The organism is Dyadobacter fanqingshengii (genome assembly GCF_023822005.2).
Lineage (GTDB): Bacteria > Bacteroidota > Bacteroidia > Cytophagales > Spirosomataceae > Dyadobacter > Dyadobacter fanqingshengii.
Genome location: NZ_CP098806.1, coordinates 5,055,102 through 5,072,423 on the forward strand (window position 1 = coordinate 5,055,102; position 17,322 = coordinate 5,072,423).

General features: G+C 43.1%; 13 protein-coding genes and 4 tRNA genes. 16 read left to right on the top strand and 1 reads right to left on the bottom strand.

Annotation, left to right across the window (positions count from 1 at the left end; all coding sequences use genetic code 11):
- Positions 1-3: 3 nt before the first annotated feature.
- Positions 4-813: a glutamate racemase gene (murI, locus tag NFI81_RS21175; protein WP_234615133.1), complete on the bottom strand. Its 810-nt coding sequence runs from the start codon at positions 811-813 to the stop codon at positions 4-6.
- A gap of 162 nt (positions 814-975) precedes the next feature.
- Between murI and NFI81_RS21180 the strand changes: the two genes are divergently transcribed.
- The 16 genes from NFI81_RS21180 (at position 976) to rpoC (ending at position 17,249) form a co-directional block, all read left to right on the top strand.
- Entirely contained in the window at positions 976-1,566 is a 591-nt protein-coding gene (locus tag NFI81_RS21180; RefSeq protein ID WP_234615132.1) for an RNA polymerase sigma factor, read from the top strand.
- Complete coding sequence (locus tag NFI81_RS21185) at positions 1,547-2,347, top strand: hypothetical protein (protein WP_234615131.1); 801 nt, start codon at positions 1,547-1,549, stop codon at positions 2,345-2,347. The genes NFI81_RS21180 and NFI81_RS21185 overlap by 20 nt, the downstream gene beginning before the upstream one ends.
- 10 nt (positions 2,348-2,357) lie before the next feature.
- Positions 2,358-3,458, top strand: coding sequence for a hypothetical protein (locus NFI81_RS21190; protein WP_234615130.1), 1,101 nt, complete (start codon positions 2,358-2,360; stop codon positions 3,456-3,458).
- Between the two features lie 168 nt (positions 3,459-3,626).
- Positions 3,627-3,709 (top strand) — tRNA-Tyr (locus NFI81_RS21195).
- 58 nt (positions 3,710-3,767) lie between these two features.
- A tRNA-Gly gene (locus NFI81_RS21200) sits at positions 3,768-3,840 on the top strand.
- Positions 3,841-3,960: 120 nt separating this feature from the next.
- Positions 3,961-4,032 (top strand) — tRNA-Thr (locus tag NFI81_RS21205).
- 213 nt (positions 4,033-4,245) lie between these two features.
- Entirely contained in the window at positions 4,246-5,433 is a 1,188-nt protein-coding gene (gene tuf, locus NFI81_RS21210; protein WP_026631774.1) for an elongation factor Tu, read from the top strand.
- Between the two features lie 102 nt (positions 5,434-5,535).
- Positions 5,536-5,606 (top strand) — tRNA-Trp (locus NFI81_RS21215).
- Between the two features lie 16 nt (positions 5,607-5,622).
- Positions 5,623-5,814, top strand: a complete 192-nt coding sequence (secE, locus tag NFI81_RS21220; protein ID WP_234615129.1) for a preprotein translocase subunit SecE — start codon at positions 5,623-5,625, stop codon at positions 5,812-5,814.
- Between the two features lie 36 nt (positions 5,815-5,850).
- On the top strand, positions 5,851-6,405 hold the full coding sequence (gene nusG, locus NFI81_RS21225) for a transcription termination/antitermination protein NusG (protein WP_082216648.1): 555 nt from the start codon (positions 5,851-5,853) through the stop codon (positions 6,403-6,405).
- A gap of 76 nt (positions 6,406-6,481) precedes the next feature.
- Positions 6,482-6,931 (top strand): 50S ribosomal protein L11, encoded by a 450-nt coding sequence (gene rplK, locus NFI81_RS21230; RefSeq protein WP_026631777.1) that lies wholly within the window; start codon positions 6,482-6,484, stop codon positions 6,929-6,931.
- Between the two features lie 37 nt (positions 6,932-6,968).
- Positions 6,969-7,667 carry a 50S ribosomal protein L1 gene (gene rplA / locus NFI81_RS21235; RefSeq protein WP_026631778.1) on the top strand — a complete coding sequence of 233 codons (699 nt, stop codon included), beginning with the start codon at positions 6,969-6,971 and terminating at the stop codon, positions 7,665-7,667.
- Between the two features lies 1 nt (position 7,668).
- Positions 7,669-8,199, top strand: a complete 531-nt coding sequence (gene rplJ, locus NFI81_RS21240; RefSeq protein ID WP_234615128.1) for a 50S ribosomal protein L10 — start codon at positions 7,669-7,671, stop codon at positions 8,197-8,199.
- Between the two features lie 86 nt (positions 8,200-8,285).
- Positions 8,286-8,672: a 50S ribosomal protein L7/L12 gene (gene rplL, locus NFI81_RS21245; protein WP_234615127.1), complete on the top strand. Its 387-nt coding sequence runs from the start codon at positions 8,286-8,288 to the stop codon at positions 8,670-8,672.
- Positions 8,673-8,993: 321 nt separating this feature from the next.
- Positions 8,994-12,857 (top strand): DNA-directed RNA polymerase subunit beta, encoded by a 3,864-nt coding sequence (rpoB, locus tag NFI81_RS21250; RefSeq protein ID WP_234615126.1) that lies wholly within the window; start codon positions 8,994-8,996, stop codon positions 12,855-12,857.
- 69 nt (positions 12,858-12,926) lie between these two features.
- The gene (rpoC, locus tag NFI81_RS21255) at positions 12,927-17,249 is read left to right on the top strand and encodes a DNA-directed RNA polymerase subunit beta' (RefSeq protein ID WP_234615125.1); all 4,323 of its coding nucleotides are present in this window, start codon (positions 12,927-12,929) and stop codon (positions 17,247-17,249) included.
- Positions 17,250-17,322: the final 73 nt, after the last annotated feature.

Consider the following 17,322-nt stretch of genomic DNA (forward strand, 5'->3'; position numbering starts at 1 on the left):
ATGTTACTCCCAAAGCGGATAATGTTCCAGCTGGATCTGACTGCCAAAGAAAATGTTGGTGGATTGTTCGAAGGAAAGCGTGTAATCGGATACATAAAACGCTCGTTTGCCTGCTCCTTTTTCGTTCACCAGATAATGCTGTTCCAGCCAGGATTTCAATGAGAAAGCTACGATTTCAGAAGTGTCCAGAATTTCGACATTCCCATTGTAAAACTCCCCGATCTGATTTTTGATAAGCGGATAATGCGTACACCCCAGGATCAATGCTTGAATGTCAGAAAGCGAAGTGTCCGAAAGATAGCTTGTAATGATGCTCTCACTAATGTTATTATCAAAAAAGCCTTCCTCAATCATGGGCGCAAGCAATGGCGTTGCCAGCGATTTTAACTGGATATTCTTTCCCAAAGCATCCACCTTCTTTTTATAAACATTGGAAAGAACCGTTTGTTTGGTTCCAATAAGCCCAATTGTCTTGCCGTCGTAATGCTCCTTAATGTAGTCAACCACGGGATCAATCACATTTAAAACCTTTGCCTTACTTCCCACATATTCCCTAACAAGCTCATAAGCAGCCGCAGAAGCTGAATTACAGGCAATGAGGATCAGCTTGCAATTTTGCTGCAAAAGCATATTGCAGATTTTAATAGAATATGCCTGAATCGCAGCCGTGGATTTATCGCCATAAGGAAGATGCGCCGTGTCACCGAAATAGATTGTATTCTCCTGAGGCAGAAGCCTGGTCACTGCACTGGCAACGGTCATTCCGCCAATGCCACTATCAAAAATCCCAATCGGCGCAGAAGAATCGAACATAATGGATGGAGTAAATCTTTTTGGTTAAGAGATATTTGATCCAAAACTAAATGAACGGCCGGAATAACTTTTTAAAAATTAAATCAATTCGTAAATTTTTTTGAGAACTGATGCAACCTCACGATCAGGAATGAGCATCTTGCTACTGAAACCACCAAATGAATGGGTCGACTTTTATCACTTTTTAGTAACGAGGCACAGCTCATCAAAGCGCTCAGGAAAGAAGATCCGAAGGCTCAGCGACAGTTGTACGATAAATACAGCGCTCGCATGCTGGCTTTATGCTTTCGTTATATCTGTGATGATATGGCCGCGGAGGATGTAATGGTTGAAGGATTTATCAGAGTGTTTTCCAAAATTGAGCAGTTTAACGAGGAAGGCAGTTTTGAAGGATGGATTCGCAGGATTATGGTGAATGAGGCGCTGGGATATTTGAGAAAACAAAAACGAATCCTGGAAGACACATTATCCGACGAAGCAAACAACATTCCGGATTACGCGCATGCTGATCAAAACCTGGAAACGCAGGAACTGCTGGATCTGATTGAGACACTGCCAACCGGATATCGAACGGTTTTTAATTTGTATGCCATTGAGGGTTATCCGCATATTGAAATTGCGCAAATGCTTGGCATAGCGGAAAGTACATCGAAATCACAATTGCACAGAGCGCGCGCCATGCTGCAAAAAATGGTGGCTGATTGGGAAAATGATTTTAAAAAAAAAGTGGAATATGAAAAAGCATCCAGTTGATGATCTTTTCAAACGCAGGCTGTCGGAGCTGGAAAAAAAGCCTTCTGCCGCTGCCTGGGAGAAAATTCAGACAAGAACTAAAAAAGAGCGCCGGCTGGCGGGTTGGGTTTGGTATGCCGCAGCGAGTGTTGTTATCACGCTGGTTGCCGGCTATATAGTCTGGAATAGCGAGCGCTCCCATATTGAAACAATTGGTAAGGAAAAGAAACTTGCAGTTGTTTCTAAGCCGACAAAAGCTACAACGGATCAAAAATCAAAAACTGCTCAGGATGTGCCGGTTGAGGTTAACGAGGTTCCGGTTCGTTCCGCTGAGCTTGCGGCTAATGAGAATAAGAAGCAATTAAACAATTCAAATAGTGCTAAGTCGAAAGCCAGGGCGCAGATCAACGTTGAGGGGCACGTTCAAAACATTGAACCTCAAAACCTGGCGACAACTAATGTCGGGGTAAATGAGGAGCCTATGGCCGAGTTGCCAACTGTTGAGAAAATAATGCCAAAATCAGAAGAAGTTCCTTCGGCGAAAATTACGCCAACGCCGGTTGAACCGATCAGGGTTGTTGTAGTGGCAGTGGAAACAAATGATCAGGATCAGCCTAAATCTTCCAAATTTTCAAAAGTGTTTCGTCAGCTGAAAAATGCGAGAGCGGGTGAGCGCGTGGATTGGGAAGAAGTGGGTTTTAATCCAAAAAGCCTGGTTGCGAAAGTAGACGACCGCTTGCGCAACGGAGAAGAAAAGGTGTCGGAAAAATATCATAACCTCAAAGAGAAGACAAAACTTTAAAACCACAGCCATGAAACTGAAATTATATATAGCCGGCATTTTCCTCTTTTTTGCAATGAAAATTAATGCCGGAGATTTGCGCAACGTTCATTCGGGATACGCGTCTGAAAAAGATTCAATCATTGTGACATTTGGAAATAGGACCCGGCTGATTATCTACGGCGAAAATCGGAAGGAACTGGATAAGATTATGCAGTATGATCTGAACACATTGTTGAAAGACCTGAAAATCAAGCTGGACAGTTCCAGTTCGGACACCACATATCTTAGGGAGGAAATTAATGGGACAAAATATTTGAAGGACAAATCAAATGATGAAGATTACGTACGGATCGGACTTCGCGGCATCCACATAAAGGACGGAGACACGGAGGTGACCATCAATGCGAAAGGCGTCGAGGTTAATGATGACGGAGACACTGTTACCACAGACTCAAATTACCGGCGCACCGGGAAGCGTTTTTACAGATCAGGCGGCGGATCTAGCCCGCGGAAAGGTTTCAACATTGCATTAGGCTTGAATACCTATGGAACAAACGAAGCCACACAAGGCTATAATAAAGAAGATTACGACCTGAAACCGTTCGGTTCACGGTATTTAAGCCTCGGCTACATTGCCAGTACAACCATTGTCAAAGGTAAAAATGCCAGGTTGCATCTTGATTTCGGGGTTGATTTCTCCTGGTACAATCTAATGTTCGACGGAAATAATACGATTGAAAAAGATTCTCTCAAAGTTGATTTTACACCGGTCACGGATGAGGACGGGAATGTAGTCAACATGAAAAAGACCAAGCTGGTTGTCCCTTATGTGAATCTTTCCCTAATGCCTACGCTTAGTTTCTCACGGTCATTTATATCATACATTAGTGCCGGAGTCTACGGAGGTTATCGTTTGGGCAGCTATACCAAACTAAGGCGCGAGGGAAGTAAGGATGTAGACCACGTTCGTCAAAATTTCTACATAGAGGATTTGCGCTATGGTTTTGCAGCAGAGCTAGGCATCCGAAATTTTCCTGATTTTTTCGTCAGCTACGATTTCAATAATCTATATGAAGCAGGCAAAGGGCCATCGGTGAGGATGCTCAGCTTCGGGGTGCGATTATTTTGAAAATGCTAAAAAGTGTGCGATAGCGGCCTGAAACAATGTATTTTGTTTGGGCCGCTATTTTTATTTATTTTTTTTTGAAAACAATTTGAGAATTTAATAAAAGAGCTTAATTTTGCGACTCCAAAAAGTGAGACAAGCGGTTTTCACGGTTGTGTTGAAATGTTGATTGGGGGTGTACCAGAGCGGCCAAATGGGGCAGACTGTAAATCTGCTGGTGTATGCCTACGGTGGTTCGAATCCATCCGCCCCCACAGTTTGTGCCATAATGAGCTTCTGAAATTACCAGTTTCAGGAGAGGCAAAAACAAATGCGGAAGTAGCTCAGCTGGTAGAGCGATAGCCTTCCAAGCTATAGGTCGCGAGTTCGAACCTCGTCTTCCGCTCATTTAAAACACCATCGAAGCGATTAGCGAAAACATTCAATTGAAACTTTTTCGCTAATCGCTTTTTGGTGTTAACTGATAGAAATGTTAAACGTAACATTTTAAATGTATTGGAATTTTGCTTTTGTAGCTCAGGGGTAGAGCACTTCCTTGGTAAGGAAGAGGTCAGGGGTTCAAATCCCCTCAAAAGCTCGGAAGATGAGACTTTGAGTAAAGCACTTTCTTGGTAAGAAAGAGGCCAGGGGCGGCCGCCGCGCGGTTCAAATCCCCTCAAAAGCTCGGAAAAGATTTTGATCCTTGTATTTAGTTAAATTGATTTTGGAGTGCTTGGCTAGTGTAAGCTAAACAGGATCAATCATTAGTGTTTAATAAATTGTAACTTTTAATTTTAAGCGTACTTAAGTCATGGCAAAAGAGACGTTTGACCGCTCGAAACCCCACGTAAATATTGGTACTATCGGGCACGTTGACCACGGTAAAACTACCCTTACCGCTGCTATCACAACTGTGTTGGCAAAGAAGGGTTTAGCAGTACTTCGCGATTTCTCATCAATTGATAATGCTCCTGAAGAGAAAGAGCGTGGTATCACGATTAACACATCCCACGTTGAGTATTCGACAGCAAACCGTCACTATGCTCACGTTGACTGTCCAGGTCACGCGGATTATGTAAAGAACATGGTAACTGGTGCTGCCCAGATGGACGGCGCTATCATCGTAGTTGCTGCTACTGATGGACCAATGCCACAAACACGTGAGCACATTCTTTTGGCTCGCCAGGTTGGTGTTCCTCAGCTTGTTGTGTTCATGAATAAAGTGGATATGGTTGATGATCCAGAACTTCTTGAACTTGTTGAAATGGAAATCCGTGAGCTTTTGAGCTTCTACGATTACGATGGAGACAACATCCCAGTTATCCAAGGTTCTGCTTTGGGTGGTTTGAATGGAGAAGAAAAATGGGTTAAAACGATCGAAGAATTGATGGACGCTGTTGACAGCTACATTCCAATTCCTCCACGTATGACTGACCTTCCTTTCCTTATGCCTGTTGAAGACGTATTCTCGATCACTGGTCGTGGTACTGTTGCAACTGGTCGTATTGAAAGAGGTGTAATCAACTCAGGTGAAGCAGTTGATATCCTTGGAATGGGTGCAGAAGGTCTTAAATCAGTAGTAACTGGTGTTGAGATGTTCCGTAAGATCCTTGACCGTGGAGAAGCTGGTGACAACGTAGGACTTTTGCTTCGTGGTATCAACAAAGAAGATATCCGTCGTGGAATGGTAATCTGCAAGCCAGGTTCAGTTAAGCCTCATGCTGCTTTCAAAGGCGAGGTTTATGTACTTTCGAAAGAAGAAGGTGGACGTCACACTCCATTCTTTAACAAATACCGTCCTCAGTTTTACTTCCGTACCACGGACGTAACAGGTGAAATTTCTCTTCCAGCTGGTGTAGAAATGGTTATGCCTGGTGATAACATCACAATTGATGTGAAATTGATCAACAAGATTGCTATGGAAAAAGGTCTTCGTTTCGCGATTCGTGAAGGTGGACGTACCGTAGGTGCTGGTCAGGTAACTGAAATTCTTGACTAATCAAGATTGTAATACTAAAACAAGTGCATTTCCTATGAGATGCACTTGTTTTTTATAATTAAATCGTATCTTTGCAGCCCGAAAGTACGGGTCGTTAGATAAACGGGTGTAGTTCAAGGGTAGAATAGCGGTCTCCAAAACCGTTGATGGGAGTTCGAATCTCTCCACCCGTGCATAATAAAAGGACAAATGGAAAAATTTACTTCTTTTTTGAAAGCTTCCTGGGAAGAAATCACAGAACATGTGACATGGCCTCCTTTTAACGAGCTTCAGGCCAATACAACATTGGTACTTGTTGGTTCCCTTATTTTCGCCTTTGTAGTAGGCGTAATGGATTTTGTCTTTGAAAATGCACTGAATCTGTTTTATCAGTCTTTTTAAGGCTATTTTTATTATAGTGGCAACCCCCGGAATGGTATGAGTAGTCTAAATTGGTTTGTATTGAGAGCAGTGTCTGGACAAGAGAAAAAAATCAAGTCCTACATTGAAAATGAAATAACACGGCAGAAACTTAATGAATTCGTTCCGCAGATTCTGATACCTTCTGAGAAGATATATGAAATGCGTAACGGAAAGAAACGTGTTAGGGAAAAAAACTTTTTTCCTGGATACATAATCATTTCGGCTGATTTATCTAAAGGAGAAGTTCTTCACATAATTACCAGTATTCCTGGTGTTATAGGCTTCCTCGGAAATGCAGAAGGTAATTCAAAAGTTCCTGTGCCACTTCGTCAATCTGAGATCAACAGGATCTTAGGTAAGGTAGACGAGGCTGAGCAGCACGAAGAAGCACCAAGCATGTCGTTTATCAGAGGGGAAACGGTCAAAGTCGTTGACGGTCCTTTCAGCGGCTTTATCGGAGTGGTTGAAGAAGTATTTGATGAGAAGAAAAAACTCAATGTAGTTGTAAAAATATTCGGGCGTAATACACCCGTGGAACTCAGTTACGCACAAGTCGAAAAGGATAGTTGAAAGCATAATGGGCAGGGTAAGCTTCCACTTGCATATAAGCCGTTAAGCGATCAATGAACCGAAAATTACAAAAACAATGGCAAAAGAAATAGGTGGATACGTCAAACTACAGGTAAAAGGTGGCCAAGCCAATCCTTCACCTCCTATCGGTCCTGCATTGGGTTCGAAGGGTTTGAATATCATGGAGTTTTGCAAGCAATTCAATGGCCGTACCCAGGATAAAATGGGTGTGGTATTGCCGGTAGTTATTACTTACTATAAGGATAAGTCTTTTGACTTCGTCATTAAGACCCCCCCGGCCGCGATTCTGCTTCTGGAAGCATCAAAAGTAAAGACAGGTTCGGCTCAGCCAAACCGTTTGAAAGTAGGTTCGGTATCATGGGATCAGGTTCGTACGATCGCTGAAACTAAGATGCCTGACTTAAACTGCTTTACAATTGATTCTGCTATGAAGATGATAGCGGGAACGGCTCGTAGTATGGGTATTACTGTTGCAGGCAAGGCCCCGTGGGAAGAAAACAACTGAGCGTAAAAATATTTATACGCTGAAAGAAACAAAGAACATGGGAAAATTAACCAAAAAGCAAAAAGAAGCTCTTTCGAAATTCGACGCAAATCAAGTTTACTCTCTTGAGCAAGCAGCGGACGTACTTAAGACGATTTCTTATACCAAATTTGATTCTTCCGTGGATATCGATGTCCGTCTGGGCGTGGATCCACGTAAAGCTGATCAAATGGTACGTGGCGTGGTAACATTGCCACACGGAACCGGAAAAGAAGTTCGTGTATTGGTTTTGTGTACTCCCGATAAGGAGGCAGAAGCGAAAGAAGCAGGAGCGGATTATGTTGGCCTTGATGAGTATATCCAAAAGATTGAACAAGGTTGGACAGACATCGACGTAATTATCACAATGCCGAGTGTGATGGCAAAAGTGGGACGGTTAGGTAAGGTTTTAGGTCCTCGCGGATTGATGCCAAACCCTAAATCAGGAACGGTAACTCCGGACGTAGCGAAAGCTGTGAAGGAAGTAAAAGCAGGTAAGATTGATTTCAAAGTTGACAAAACAGGAATCATTCACGCAAGTGTTGGTAAAGTTTCTTTTGGAAACGAACAGCTTGTACAAAATGCTACGGAAGTTATCAATACTCTGGTTCGCCTTAAACCATCATCGGCAAAAGGAACTTACGTAAAAAGCATTCACTTGTCAAGTACGATGAGCCCGGGTGTTACTATTGATAAAAACACGATTCCAGGATTATAATATGACACGGGAAGAGAAAGCAGTAATTATAGACGAATTGAGTCAAAAATTCGCTAGCACCCCATACTTCTATATAACAAATGCAAGCGGCATGTCCGTAGGCGAAGTTAATACACTAAGAGGCCTTTGCTTCGAACGTGGCGTGGAGTATCGTGTTGTTAAGAATACATTGATAAGAAAAGCACTAGAAACATTAGATACGGATTATTCTTCTTTTGACGAAGTTTTAAAAGGAATGTCCGGAGTTATGTTTCACCCGGAGTCAGGTAAGGTTCCTGCACAATTGATTAAAGAATTCAAGAAGAAATCAGGTACCGACAAGCTTAAATTTAAAGGAGCTTCTGTTGATTCATCTGTTTTCGTTGGTGAAAGCCAGCTTGACGTTCTGATCGCTCTGAAATCAAAACAAGAAATGATTGGAGAGATTATCGGATTGTTGCAATCACCTGCTAAAAATGTTATCGGCGCTCTTCAAAGCGGTGGAAACAAATTGGCTGGTATTTTGAAAACCTTGTCTGAGAAAGAAGACTAAATATTAATAGCCAGGCTGAGCTCTCCGGGAAAAAAAATGGAGCTTTTAAAATCATCTTATTGTATAATCAAAAAATCTAAATAAAAATGGCAGATTTGAAAGCTTTCGCAGAACAGCTTGTTAACCTTACGGTTAAAGAAGTGAACGAATTGGCTACAATTCTTAAGGACGAATACGGCATTGAGCCTGCAGCTGCTGGTGCAGTTATGGTAGCAGGTCCTGCTGCTGGCGGTGGTTCAGATGCTCCTGCAGCTGAGGAGAAAACATCTTTTGATGTAATCTTGAAAGCAGCCGGTCAAAGCAAACTTGCTGTTGTGAAATTGGTTAAAGACCTTACAGGTCTTGGCTTGAAAGAAGCAAAAGAACTTGTTGACGGTGCTCCAAAACCTGTTAAAGAAGGAGTTGCAAAAGACGAAGCTGAGGCTTTGAAAAAACAACTTGAAGAAGCTGGTGCAGAAGTTGAAGTGAAGTAATTTGCTTTATACCAATAGCCTATAATTCGAAGGAATGAGGCCTGATTTACGTCAGGTCTTTTTCCTATTTATGCATACACCAAACGAAAAACGAGTTTTTTACGTTTGAATTTAGATAGCCCAAATTTTTATCCGGATCTATCATTCTTCTTTTCAAATAATTTGCGCGAAACACTTCTTTACTCGTAGGAAAGGAGAATAGGGGCAATTATTTATCTCTACGAGGCAAAAGATTAGGTTTAAAACTAATTATTACGATTGCGTTGCGTAAAGTTTTCTTCGGCGCATTAGTTTTTCTACTAACCAAAATCAGACATAGCCTTGGCTACAATTAAAGCAACACCTAGAAAGAATTTTTCCAGGATCAATCAGATTATCGATTATCCAGATTTGCTAGGAATCCAGGTTCAATCATTCCGGGATTTCTTCAGTCTTGATACATCGGTTGAAGATCGTTCGGGAGAAGGATTGTACAAAGTTTTCGCAGAAAACTTTCCTATTGCCGATTCACGCGACAATTTCGTGCTGGAGTTCATCGATTATCTTCTTGAACCACCGAAATATTCTGTCGATGAATCCATTGATCGCGGACTGACTTATGCAGTGCCGTTGAAAGCAAAATTACGTTTGATATGTAATGATGCTGATCATGAAGAATTTGAAACCATTGAGCAGGAAGTTTTCTTAGGAAACATTCCTTACATGACCGAAAGAGGTTCTTTCGTAATTAATGGTGCAGAGCGCGTTATCGTTTCACAACTTCACCGCTCACCAGGTGTGTTCTTCTCCATGAGCAAGCACACCAACGGTTCTAAATTGTACTCTGCGCGTATTATTCCTTTCAAAGGTTCTTGGATTGAATTCTCGACGGATGTTAACAATGTGATGTACGCGTACATCGACCGTAAGAAAAAATTCCCTGTTACAACACTTTTGAGAGCCATCGGTTTTGGTTCAGATAAAGATATTCTTGACCTGTTCGGTCTGTCAGAAGAAATCAGTGCAACGCCTGCAAACTTGAAAAAAGCAGTAGGCCGCCGTTTGGCTGCAAGGGTTCTTCGTACATGGACTGAGGATTTCGTGGATGAAGATACGGGCGAGGTTGTTTCTATCCAGCGTAACGAAGTTTTGCTGGAACGTGACTCAACCATTTCCCCAGAGGATATCGAAGTGATTGTAGAATCCGGACAGAAGTCTGTGATTTTGCACAAAGAGGATATGAATGTTGCGGATTATAATATCATTTATAACACGTTACAAAAAGATAGCTCAAACTCTGATAAAGAGGCAGTTGAGCAAATTTACCGCCAATTGCGTAATGCTGAGGCACCGGACGAACAAACGGCTCGCGATGTAATCCAGAGCTTGTTCTTCAGTGACAAACGTTACGACCTTGGTGATGTTGGCCGTTACAGGATCAACAAAAAACTAGGTTCTGACACAAGTTTGGACGTTCGCGTTCTGACAACCGGTGATATCGTTTCTATCGTGAAGTATCTGATCGGTCTGATCAATGCAAAAGCCGTTGTCGATGATATTGACCACTTGTCAAACCGTCGTGTGCGTACAGTTGGCGAGCAGCTTTATGCTCAGTTTGGTGTAGGTCTTGCACGTATGGCGCGTACAATTAAAGAGCGTATGAATGTTCGTGATAATGAAGACTTTAAGCCTGTTGATTTGATCAATGCGCGGACTTTGTCTTCTGTGATCAACTCATTCTTTGGTACTAACCAATTGTCGCAGTTCATGGATCAAACCAATCCATTGGCTGAGATTACGCACAAGCGTAGAATGTCTGCACTTGGGCCGGGTGGTCTTTCTCGCGAAAGAGCTGGTTTCGAGGTTCGTGACGTTCACTACACGCACTACGGTCGTCTTTGTACGATTGAAACTCCGGAAGGACCGAACATTGGTTTGATTTCATCCCTTTGCGTTTTTGCAAAAGTAAATGGAATGGGCTTTATCGAAACACCTTATCGCGTAATCGATGGCGCTGGTAAGCTGACGAACGAGCTTATATATATGACTGCCGAAGAAGAAGATTCCAAATACATCGCCCAAGCTAATGCTTCGGTGGATAAAGAAGGAAACTTTACGGTAGAAAAAATTAAAACGCGTTTCGAAGGTGATTTCCCGATGGTAGATCCTTCACAAGCGTCGTTTATGGACGTTGCTGCGAACCAGATTGTTTCCGTTGCCGCTTCATTGATTCCATTCCTGGAACACGATGATGCCAACCGTGCTTTGATGGGATCGAACATGCAGCGCCAAGGTGTTCCTTTGTTGCGCCCACAAGCGCCTATCGTTGGAACGGGCCTTGAAAAGCGTGTTGCAATGGATTCAAGAGCATTGGTTGTTGCAGAAGGCGACGGTGTAATTGAGTTTGTTGATGCGAAGAAAATTGTTGTTAAATACGACAGAACAGATGACGAACGCCTTGTAAGCTTTATTGAAGACAGCGTTTCTTACGATCTGGTTAAATTCCGTCGTACCAACCAGGACACTTGCCTTAACCTTCAACCAATGGTTCTTAAAGGCCAAAAGGTGAAAAAAGGTGAAGCATTGTGCCAGGGATATGGAACAGAAGGTGGTGAACTTGCTTTGGGCCGTAACTTATTGGTTGCATTCATGCCTTGGCAGGGATACAACTTTGAGGATGCGATTGTAATCTCAGAGAAAGTGGTTCGTGAGGATATCTTCACTTCTATTCACATTGAAGAATTTGAATTGGAAGTGCGTGATACGAAACGTGGAGAAGAAGAACTTACTGCTGAAATTCCAAACGTAAGTGAAGAAACGGTAAAGAATCTGGATGAAAACGGAATCGTTCAAGTTGGTACGGAAGTAAAAGAAGGAGATATTTTAATTGGGAAGATCACTCCAAAAGGAGAATCAGATCCAACTCCGGAAGAAAAACTGCTTCGTGCGATCTTTGGTGATAAAGCCGGTGATGTGAAGGATGCTTCGAAAAAAGCGCCGCCATCGATGAAAGGTGTGGTTATTGATACTAAACTTTTCTCTCGCCCAACCAAAGAAGAGCGTGCTAAACACAAAGACGAACTTCGTCTATTAATGAAAAAATACGGCCGTGAGCTTACTGCGCTTCGTGGACGTATCATTGAGAAACTGGTTGCATTGGTTGACGGTAAAACGAGCCAGGGTGTTAAACACAAGTTTGGTGATGAATTGGTAAGCAAAGGAATGAAGTTCAATGTGAGAAATATCTCTGAGAACCTCTTCCCTGCAAACAACCCTTACCGCGATGAATCTCAATATGCAGTTGCCGAAGAAGTTAACTTGATCGGTGACGTGTTGACAGATTCCTGGACTGAGGATTCAGAAACCAACTTGCAAGTTTCATTGGTTTTGAAAAATTACCTGAACGCCCGCAGTGAATTGATGGGCCGTTTCAAACGCGATCGTTTTGCGCTTGAAGTAGGTGATGAGCTTCCAGCTGGAATCGTAAAATTGGCAAAAGTATACATTGCTAAGAAACGTAAATTGAAAGTTGGGGATAAAATGGCAGGTCGTCACGGTAACAAAGGGGTTGTTGCCCGTATTGTTCGTGATGAAGATATGCCATTCCTTGAAGACGGAACGCCAATGGATATCGTGTTGAACCCACTTGGGGTGCCTTCACGTATGAACATTGGTCAGATATATGAAACCATTCTTGCTTGGGCAGGTTTGAAACTAGGTCGTCGCTATGCTACTCCGATCTTCGATGGAGCTACGGAAGCAGAAGTTGCGGCTGAGTTGAAAGAAGCTGGATTGCCAGATTGGGGACGTACATTCCTATATAATGGTTTGAGCGGAGAGCGCTTTGATCAGCAGATTACAGTTGGTTTGATGTACATGATGAAACTGGGTCACTTGGTTGACGATAAAATGCACGCGCGTTCTATTGGGCCATACTCGCTCATTACACAGCAACCATTGGGTGGTAAAGCACAATTCGGAGGTCAGCGTTTTGGAGAAATGGAAGTTTGGGCGCTTGAAGCGTTTGGAGCATCTCACATTCTTCAGGAAATCCTTACTGTTAAATCCGATGACGTGGTTGGCCGCGCCAAAGCATACGAAGCAATCGTGAAAGGTGAAAACCTTCCGAAACCAAATATTCCGGAGTCATTCAACGTACTTGTTCACGAGCTTCGTGGATTAGCATTGGAGATTACGCTGGACTAATATTTAGTCGTTGGCGCGGGAAGCCGCGCCATTAATGAAATCAACTTTTAGACAAACGACTTTTTAATTATGTCTTTCAAAAAGAACAAAAAACTGAATAGTGATTTTTCCAGAATGACGATCAGTCTGGCTTCACCTGAGTCTATCCTTGAGAGCTCATTCGGTGAAGTAACCCAGCCTGAAACCATCAACTACCGGACTTACAAGCCGGAGATGGGCGGATTATTCTGCGAAAGAATCTTCGGACCTGTGAAGGACTGGGAATGTCATTGTGGGAAATACAAACGTATCCGTTACAAAGGAATTATCTGCGACCGTTGCGGTGTAGAGGTTACCGAGAAAAAGGTGCGTCGTGAGCGTATGGGCCACATTGAACTGGTTGTTCCAGTTGCACATATCTGGTATTTCCGCAGCTTGCCGAACAAAATCGGTTACCTGTTGGGATTATCGACCAAGAAATTGGATCAAATTATTTATTATGAGCGATATGCAGTTGTTCAAGCTGGTATCAAGGAAGAAGATGGCGTTGGCTATCTTGACTTCTTGACCGAAGATGAATATCTGGATATCATCGACAAGTTGCCACGCGAAAACCAAATGCTTCCGGATGCGGATCCGAATAAGTTTATCGCAAGAATGGGTGCGGATGCGCTTGAAATGCTTTTGAACCGGATCAAACTGGATGAGCTTTCATACGAACTTCGTCACCAGGCAGCAACGGACACTTCGCAGCAACGTAAAGCAGAAGCATTAAAGCGTCTGAAAGTTGTTGAAGCATTCCGTGATGCAAATACACGGATTGAAAACCGTCCTGAGTGGATGGTGATCAAGATGGTTCCGGTTATTCCACCAGAACTTCGTCCGCTTGTGCCTTTGGATGGTGGTCGTTTTGCGACTTCCGATTTGAATGACCTTTATCGTCGTGTGATCATTCGGAACAACCGTTTGAAGCGTCTGATCGAGATCAAAGCACCTGAGGTGATTTTGCGTAACGAAAAAAGGATGTTGCAGGAAGCGGTTGATTCGCTTTTCGATAACAGCCGTAAAGTAAACGCGGTGCGTTCAGAAGGTAACCGTGCATTGAAATCACTTTCTGACATGCTGAAAGGTAAGCAAGGGCGTTTCCGTCAAAACTTGCTTGGTAAGCGTGTCGATTATTCTGGTCGTTCTGTAATCGTCGTTGGACCTGAATTGAAACTGCACGAATGCGGTTTGCCAAAAGATATGGCGGCAGAATTATTCAAGCCGTTCATTATTCGCAAACTGATCGAACGTGGAATTGTTAAAACTGTAAAATCAGCTAAGAAAATCGTAGATCGTAAAGATCCTGTGATCTGGGATATTTTGGAAAACGTTTTGAAAGGACACCCTGTTCTCTTAAACCGTGCTCCAACATTGCACCGTTTGGGTATTCAAGCATTCCAGCCTAAGCTGATTGAAGGAAAAGCGATTCAGTTGCACCCATTGGTTTGTACTGCATTCAACGCTGACTTTGACGGTGACCAGATGGCCGTTCACGTGCCATTGGGTCAAGAAGCTGTTTTGGAAGCTTCCATGTTGATGCTTTCGTCACATAACATTCTTAACCCTGCGAATGGCGCACCGATTACGGTTCCGTCACAAGACATGGTTTTGGGTCTGTATTATGTTACTAAAGGCCGCGTGAGCACAGACCATTATCCGATTATTGGAGAAGGAATGATTTTCTACGGTCCGGACGAAGTGATCATTGCAATCAACGAAGGCAAAGTTTCAAAACATGCCAATATCAAATGCCGTCTGCGTGTTCGTAACGACGACGGAACATTTGAAACTAAATTGATTGACACTGTTGCAGGACGTATCCTTTTCAATCAGGCTGTTCCTGAGGAAGTAGGTTACATTAATGAGTTGCTGACTAAGAAGAAATTGCAGCAGATCATTGGTCTTGTATTCAAACTGGCTGGTGTTGCACGTACAGCTCAGTTCCTGGATGAAATCAAAGAACTTGGTTTCCAAATGGCCTTCAAGGGCGGTTTGTCAATGGGATTGAACGACGTAATGGTGCCAGACGAAAAAGTGAAACTGATCGAGCAAGCGAAACTGGACGTGGAAAACGTTTGGAGCAACTACTTGATGGGTCTTATCACTGAAAACGAGCGTTATAACCAAGTTATTGATATCTGGACACGTGTTAACTCACGCATTACAGAGACGTTGATGAAGCAACTGGAAACAGACCAAGGCGGATTTAACTCAATTTATATGATGATGCACTCAGGTGCACGTGGTTCGCGCGAGCAGATCCGTCAGCTGGGTGGAATGAGGGGACTTATGGCCAAGCCTCAGAAAAACATCGCGGGTGGTGCAGGTGAAATTATCGAAAACCCAATCCTTTCTAACTTTAAAGAAGGTTTGGACGTTCTTGAATACTTTATCTCAACACACGGTGCACGTAAAGGTCTTGCCGATACAGCCTTGAAAACGGCCGATGCGGGTTACCTGACACGTCGTTTGCATGATGTTGCGCAGGATGTGGTTGTTATTGAAACAGATTGCGGATCACTTCGTGGAATTGCGATTTCTGCTTTGAAAGACAATGAAGATATCGTTGAGCCGCTTTCTGAGCGTATTCTTGGTCGTGTAAGTGTTCACGATGTATTTGACCCGCTTTCTAATGAAATGATCTTGGCTTCTGGTCAGGAAATTACAGAAGAAATCGCTTCATACATTGACGAAACGAGCATTGAAACGGTTGAAATTCGTTCGGTATTGACTTGCGAAACGCGTAATGGTGTTTGTGCGAAATGCTACGGACGTTCACTTGCTTCTGCTTATATGGTTAACATTGGTGAAGCTGTGGGTGTAATTGCCTCGCAGTCAATCGGTGAGCCAGGAACGCAGTTGACACTTCGTACATTCCACGTCGGTGGTACAGCTTCCAACATTTCTGTTGAAGCAAACATCAAGGCGAAATTCGACGGTGTGATCGGTTTTGAAGATCTTCGTCTTGTTCAGTCTGTTAACTCAGAAGGCGATGAAGTAACCGTAGTAATGGGTCGTTCAGGAGAGGTGAAAATTACAAATCCTGAAACAGGCCAGTTGCTGATCTCGAACAATGTTCCTTATGGAGCACACCTTTTGGTAAAAGATGGAGAGAAGGTTCTGAAAGGACAAGAACTTTGTACTTGGGATCCATATCACGCAGTAATTCTTTCAGAATTCACCGGAACAGTTTCTTTCGATGCAATTGAAGAAGGCATTACATATCGTGAAGAATTTGATGAGCAAACTGGATTCCAGGAGTCAGTGATCATTGAAACACGTGATAAGACCAAAAACCCTGCATTAGTGGTAAAAGGTAAGAGCACGTTGTTGAAAGATCAAACTGAAAAAGGATATAACTTACCAGTAGGAGCCCGTTTGGTGGTGAAAAATGGAACGGCTATCAAAGCAGGTCAGCCATTGGCTAAAATCCCACGTGTTGTTGGTAAAACGCGCGACATTACGGGAGGTTTGCCACGTGTAACTGAACTTTTCGAAGCACGTAACCCGTCTAACCCAGCAACAGTTTCTGAAATTGATGGTGTAGTTGCTTATGGAGGTGTGAAACGCGGTAACCGTGAAATTCACATCGAATCAAGGGACGGAACGCAACGTCGTTACATGGTTGCCCTTTCGAAACACATTCTGGTTCAGGATGGTGACTTCGTAAGAGCGGGAGATCCATTGTCTGACGGCGCGATCACGCCAGCTGATATTCTTTCAATCAAAGGACCAACAGCGGTTCAGGAATATCTGGTAAATGAAATTCAGGAAGTATACCGTCTGCAAGGTGTGAAGATCAACGATAAGCATATCGAATGTATCGTACGCCAAATGATGCAGAAGGTAGAGATCCTGGATGCAGGTGATACCAACTTCCTTGAAATGCAACCGGTTGACCGCGTTGTATTCCGTGAAGAAAATGATAAGATCCTGGATATGAAGGTAGTTGAAGAGCCTGGTAGCTCTGAAACATTGAAACCGGGTATGATCATTTCAGTGCGTCGTTTGCGTGATGAAAATTCAAGCTTGAAACGTCGTGACTTGAAACTGGTTACTGCGCGTGATGCGCAGGCGGCTGTTGCGAAACCTACTTTGATGGGTATCACACAAGCTTCATTGGGTACTGAAAGTTTCGTTTCTGCGGCTTCGTTCCAGGAAACAACCAAAGTATTGAGCGAAGCAGCTGTTCGTGGAAAACGCGACGAACTGAAAGGCTTGAAAGAAAACGTGATCGTAGGTCACTTGATCCCAGCCGGAACAGGAATGCGCCAATACGAAAGCCTGATCGTTGGATCAAAAGAAGAATTCGATGCCTTAACTGATTCCCGTGAAAAACTTTCACGTAAGAAAAAGGAATTGGTTTAGATCAATTGAATAAAAAATAAAAGAGCCGGTTCTGCGCAAGTGGAACCGGCTCTTTGCTGTATTAACACTAATT

What these genes read in the sequence shown, in the direction of transcription:
- murI (WP_234615133.1), bottom strand. Translation starts at nt 813, where the DNA reads ATGTTCGATTCTTCTGCGCCGATTGGGATTTTTGATAGTGGCATTGGC.
- NFI81_RS21180 (WP_234615132.1), top strand. Translation starts at nt 976, where the DNA reads ATGGGTCGACTTTTATCACTTTTTAGTAACGAGGCACAGCTCATCAAA.
- NFI81_RS21185 (WP_234615131.1), top strand. Translation starts at nt 1,547, where the DNA reads ATGAAAAAGCATCCAGTTGATGATCTTTTCAAACGCAGGCTGTCGGAG.
- NFI81_RS21190 (WP_234615130.1), top strand. Translation starts at nt 2,358, where the DNA reads ATGAAACTGAAATTATATATAGCCGGCATTTTCCTCTTTTTTGCAATG.
- tuf (WP_026631774.1), top strand. Translation starts at nt 4,246, where the DNA reads ATGGCAAAAGAGACGTTTGACCGCTCGAAACCCCACGTAAATATTGGT.
- secE (WP_234615129.1), top strand. Translation starts at nt 5,623, where the DNA reads ATGGAAAAATTTACTTCTTTTTTGAAAGCTTCCTGGGAAGAAATCACA.
- nusG (WP_082216648.1), top strand. Translation starts at nt 5,851, where the DNA reads ATGAGTAGTCTAAATTGGTTTGTATTGAGAGCAGTGTCTGGACAAGAG.
- rplK (WP_026631777.1), top strand. Translation starts at nt 6,482, where the DNA reads ATGGCAAAAGAAATAGGTGGATACGTCAAACTACAGGTAAAAGGTGGC.
- rplA (WP_026631778.1), top strand. Translation starts at nt 6,969, where the DNA reads ATGGGAAAATTAACCAAAAAGCAAAAAGAAGCTCTTTCGAAATTCGAC.
- rplJ (WP_234615128.1), top strand. Translation starts at nt 7,669, where the DNA reads ATGACACGGGAAGAGAAAGCAGTAATTATAGACGAATTGAGTCAAAAA.
- rplL (WP_234615127.1), top strand. Translation starts at nt 8,286, where the DNA reads ATGGCAGATTTGAAAGCTTTCGCAGAACAGCTTGTTAACCTTACGGTT.
- rpoC (WP_234615125.1), top strand. Translation starts at nt 12,927, where the DNA reads ATGTCTTTCAAAAAGAACAAAAAACTGAATAGTGATTTTTCCAGAATG.